This is a genomic window from Ferruginibacter sp. (genome assembly GCF_014377975.1).
Taxonomy (GTDB): Bacteria; Bacteroidota; Bacteroidia; order Chitinophagales; family Chitinophagaceae; genus Ferruginibacter.
Map to the genome: position 1 here is coordinate 1 of NZ_JACMOO010000004.1, position 4,327 is coordinate 4,327.

The window sequence follows — 4,327 nt, forward strand, 5'->3', positions numbered from 1 at the left end:
CTGGCTAACTGGGATAAAGCCATGATCAATACCATCAAAGAAAATAAAGTGCTTGCATCAGGAATAGCAAACCAGCTTCACATGGATAGCAGCAACAATGTGATCGTCTTTGAGCGGGGCAACCTTATTTTTATTTTTAATTTCAGCCCCGGCAATTCTATTTTCGGATATCAATTCCGGACACCTGAAAAAGGCATTTACAAAATCATACTTAACTCAGATAAAAAAAAATTCGGGGGCTTTGAAAGAGTGGATGACTCCATCAATTATCCAACAGATGAAAATAAAAATGTAAGTATTTACCTCACAAACAGAACAGCGTTGGTAATGAAGAAACAATAAAAAGATAAAGTTGTTTAAGCATAAAAACTCATGCAGATGACCGCATGAGTTTTTATTTACGTTTCAGATTGATCCCGTAGTTTAAAGCGTTTTTTCAATCCTACTCTTTTTCTTTCATAAATCTTTTTTCAACTAAAAAGATTCCGAAACTTAATATTACCAGCACCAAAAAAGTTACGATAAAATCACGGATCGTGGCAGATGGAATATGATGACCGCTCCCTATTGCCATTCCCCAAATAAATAAGTCAGCAATTGCTGCTACAATAAAAAATACAAGAAGAATGTTTAGCATAATTTCATTACCGGCTTCTGCTTTAATTGTCCAGGATAAAAAACTATGTTGTAAAATGTATGTTCTACAAATAGCTTAGCAGTCAGCCCTCCTGCCGTGGCCGTTAAACACATTTGCGATTATGGGAATGCGATATTGTATTTAGTTTGAGAAGCAGTACGCCAACAAGGGCGAATAAAGTAATGCAAATACTAATTTTAAATATGCTATAATACCCAATAGAAACTTCTTGTCAGGTAGTTTTTATAAGGTAAGCAATAAGAAAAAAACTTGCAAAAAAAATAAAAGCAGTAAGCAATGTGATAAGTAAGGATGAATGATGGTACGCTCCTTCCTTTAATTGTCTTTCTGTTTGTTTAAACCTAACATACGACAACACCGAAGTAACAGCACCTGCAGCTACCAATATAATCCCAAACATTGAAGAATAACCCCTGCTTTGTATGATATTGTCTTTTCCCAGTAACAGCGAGATTTGTTTTACAAACAAGGAGAACTTTACAACTACAAATCCAAATGCCATAATACCTATACTGGTGCGTATCCACGCCAGAAAGGTACGTTCATTTGCTAAGTGGTCGCTTACGTTTCCAACATTTTCAGTATGCTTCATTTGCTAAAATTAATTATCAAAAATATAAAGCTTGTTATTAAAAGGCAATTTGAATTGACCGCTGTTTATTACTTATAGTTTATTACACTGTTGCATAGTATGTAGATTTAAGTGTAATATTTTATCCTTTTACCAAAGTTGTAATGCCTGATATGGCAATCTGCAAGCCGACACAAAATATAAGAAAAGCAGTAATGCGGTTAACAATTTTCTCTCCATTAGACCCCAGGTAATTAATAATGTTTTTTGTATTGAGATAAAATATATAAATCAATATGCATATTATTATAATAGCAAGAAGTATCGCCGTAATATTAATGAAATAGGTAGTTGTGTTTGTAGTGGCGCTATGTGCACTTAAAGTAAATAACACAGAGATAGTGCCTGCCCCTGTTGTAACAGGAAAAGTAATAGGATAAAATAATTTATCCTGGATGTGTTCATAATTAAGTGTTTTATCATTCTCATCACCTGAAGCATCAGGTTCATCGGGTTTCTTATCCGAAGATAGAAATTCCCATCCCATCTTACATATCATAATGCCACCGGCCAATTGAATAACCGGAATAGTAAGACCAAATAACCCCAGTATCCAACGCCCTGCAAATAATGAGACGGTGCAAATAAAAAAGGCATATAAAGTGATTTTTTTAACGGCCATTCTCTTTTCAACTTTACTTAAATTTACAAAATAAGGATTAATAATAAACGCTGAACCAACCGGGTTAACTACAGGAAATAATGCAATGATACCTATAAAAAGCAGATGAAGAAATGAATGTAAATAAAGTGGCATTATATAAAAATAACATAGTTCTGCTAGTGTTGCAATTTAATTTAAATACTATAACTGCCATACAGGGTATTTTATAAAATATACGTTTCCCATCCCCATTTTTTAAATACTGTATACCCTTCAATTACCGGCAGAAATTAAATGAACCTTTCTGCATCCTGTTTTTGATTGGTGATGGTTGTAATCGAAACAGGGGTTTCTGTGTAAACTGTTTGTGTACCGGCCGCTGCACGTATTTTTATACAAGTCAGCCTTGTGTCAATCCTGTATATTCGTACCGTAAACTTTCTCTTTAACGGTGATAATAACTTTTAAATTTAACCAGATGAATAAGCCGGTAGCATTTTTATTTTGCCTTTTTTCTTTCATTATTGTTGCTGCGCAGGATACAATCCGCATCACTGATTTTGGAGGCGCACCCAATTCCCGTATCAATGCTGTACAGGCTGTAAAAAAAGCATTGGAAGCCTGTAAAGGCAAAGCGCAAGCGGTGCTTGTATTTTCAAAAGGCCGCTACGATTTCTGGCCACAATATGTGGAAGAAAGATTGTATTACGAATCCAACACAGATGTAATTCCCTTACGCCGTTGCCCGGTTTTACTGGAGCATCTTAAAAATATAACGGTGGATGGCAATGGATCGGATTTTATTTTTCACGACCGGATGCAACCTATCACCATTGATAATTGTGAAAATATTTATATTAAAAATATCAATATCGATTGGGATATTCCCCTGACGGCGCAAGGGCAGGTAATGGCCGTAACGCCGGAATATATTGATGTTGCCATCAATGCGGAATCTCCCTATGTTATTGAACAGGGAAAAATTTTTTTTACGGGAGAAGGATGGAAAAGTGAACTGTCGCGATGGGGTGTAATGGAGTTTGATAAAGATACCAAACTGATAGCGCCGCAAACCGGTGATGAATCTTGTTTGGGCAGGGGTTACGGCGAATACATTGCAAACGAAATAAGTAAGGGTCTTGTACGGATGAGCCATCGTTTTAAACGCTTACCGGCATTAGGCAATTATCTTGTACTGCGGCATAGCGCCAGAGATCATGCAGGAGTATTTATTACAACAAGCCGAAACGTTACCTTCGAAAATATAAACATGTTTCAAAATGCCGGCCTGGGTATTTTAAGCCAATACTCAGAAAATCTTACCTTCAAAAAAGTAAACTGCATTCCCAACCCGGCTAAGAACCGCATCTTAAGCGGACATGATGACGGATTTCATTATTCCAACTGCAAAGGACAAATTACTGCAGACAGTTGCCGGTTTGCAGCATTAATGGATGACCCCATTAATGTGCATGGTACCAGTGTACAGATCATTAAAAAAATAAGTAGTAAAAAACTACTATGCAAGTTTATGCATGAGCAAAGTATTGGTTTTACATGGGCAAGAAAGGGAGAGCAAGTGAGCTTTATAGAAAACAAAGCCATGAATAGTTTTGGAGTAGCCGTAGTACAATCGTTTGTTGCAAGAGATCCCGAAATTTTTGAGCTTGTTTTCAAAGATGACATTCCTGCGGCAACCATTGTGGGCGATGCGTTGGAAAATCTTGACTGGGTGCCGGACGTATTGATTAAAAATAGTTTTTTTGGAAGCAACCGTGCCCGTGGCATTCTGGTTACCACACCGGGAAAAGTGATCATTGAAAACAATATTTTTGAATCCAGTGGCTCGGCGATTTTGATTTCAGGTGATGCCAATGACTGGTTTGAATCAGGTGCAGTAAAAGATGTTACCATTCGCAATAATACTTTTAACGATCCGTGTTTAACCTCCATGTACCAGTTTTGTGAAGGCATTATCAGCATCGACCCGATAATACCTATGCCCGATAATAACAAACCATTTCACCGCAACATCAATATTGAAAACAATACCTTTCATCCGTTTGACTATCCGGTATTGTACGCCAAATCAACAGCAGGACTGCGTTTCAATAATAATACCATCATAAGGTCTAACCGGTTTAAGGCATTTCATGCACGAAAATATATGATCACCATAGAAGCCTGCAAAGCAGTTGAAATAAAACAAAATAAACTACAAGGCGATGTGCTGGGAAAAAATGTCAGGCTGATATCAACACCTGCTAAAGAATTAACATTGGGTAAAAATCAGGGAATAACTGTTGAATAAAATCCTGCCTTCACCAGGCATTGACTGATTTTTATGAAAGGTCTTTTCTGATTCGTTTATGCCTCTAACTTCAACATACCTCTTTACGATCATTCAGTAAAATAGGTCACATAAAAAAGATTA

The 4,327-nt window shown here is 36.7% G+C and carries 5 protein-coding genes; 2 read left to right on the forward strand and 3 right to left on the reverse strand.

Translation table 11 applies throughout. The annotated features are described in order from the left end of the window. Positions 1-342 (forward strand): alpha amylase C-terminal domain-containing protein (locus tag H7254_RS00130; RefSeq protein ID WP_301931040.1); only part of this gene is annotated, 342 nt, incomplete at its 5' end. A gap of 100 nt (positions 343-442) precedes the next feature. Here H7254_RS00130 and H7254_RS00135 read toward each other — a convergent pair. The 3 genes from H7254_RS00135 to H7254_RS00145 all read right to left on the reverse strand — a co-directional run bounded on the left by H7254_RS00135 (position 443) and on the right by H7254_RS00145 (position 2,046). Beyond that, positions 443-637: a hypothetical protein gene (locus H7254_RS00135; RefSeq protein WP_301931041.1), complete on the reverse strand. Its 195-nt coding sequence runs from the start codon at positions 635-637 to the stop codon at positions 443-445. Positions 638-869: 232 nt separating this feature from the next. Next, positions 870-1,250, reverse strand: coding sequence for a YidH family protein (locus tag H7254_RS00140; protein WP_301931042.1), 381 nt, complete (start codon positions 1,248-1,250; stop codon positions 870-872). Between the two features lie 121 nt (positions 1,251-1,371). Continuing rightward, entirely contained in the window at positions 1,372-2,046 is a 675-nt protein-coding gene (locus H7254_RS00145; protein WP_301931043.1) for a MarC family protein, read from the reverse strand. A 325-nt stretch (positions 2,047-2,371) separates the two neighbouring features. On the opposite strand from H7254_RS00145, the gene H7254_RS00150 reads away from it, so the two are divergent. After that, positions 2,372-4,204, forward strand: a complete 1,833-nt coding sequence (locus H7254_RS00150) for a right-handed parallel beta-helix repeat-containing protein (RefSeq protein WP_301931044.1) — start codon at positions 2,372-2,374, stop codon at positions 4,202-4,204. Positions 4,205-4,327 lie beyond the last annotated feature (123 nt).

What these genes read in the sequence shown, in the direction of transcription:
- H7254_RS00150 (WP_301931044.1), top strand. Translation starts at nt 2,372, where the DNA reads ATGAATAAGCCGGTAGCATTTTTATTTTGCCTTTTTTCTTTCATTATT.
- H7254_RS00135 (WP_301931041.1), bottom strand. Translation starts at nt 637, where the DNA reads ATGCTAAACATTCTTCTTGTATTTTTTATTGTAGCAGCAATTGCTGAC.
- H7254_RS00145 (WP_301931043.1), bottom strand. Translation starts at nt 2,046, where the DNA reads ATGCCACTTTATTTACATTCATTTCTTCATCTGCTTTTTATAGGTATC.
- H7254_RS00140 (WP_301931042.1), bottom strand. Translation starts at nt 1,250, where the DNA reads ATGAAGCATACTGAAAATGTTGGAAACGTAAGCGACCACTTAGCAAAT.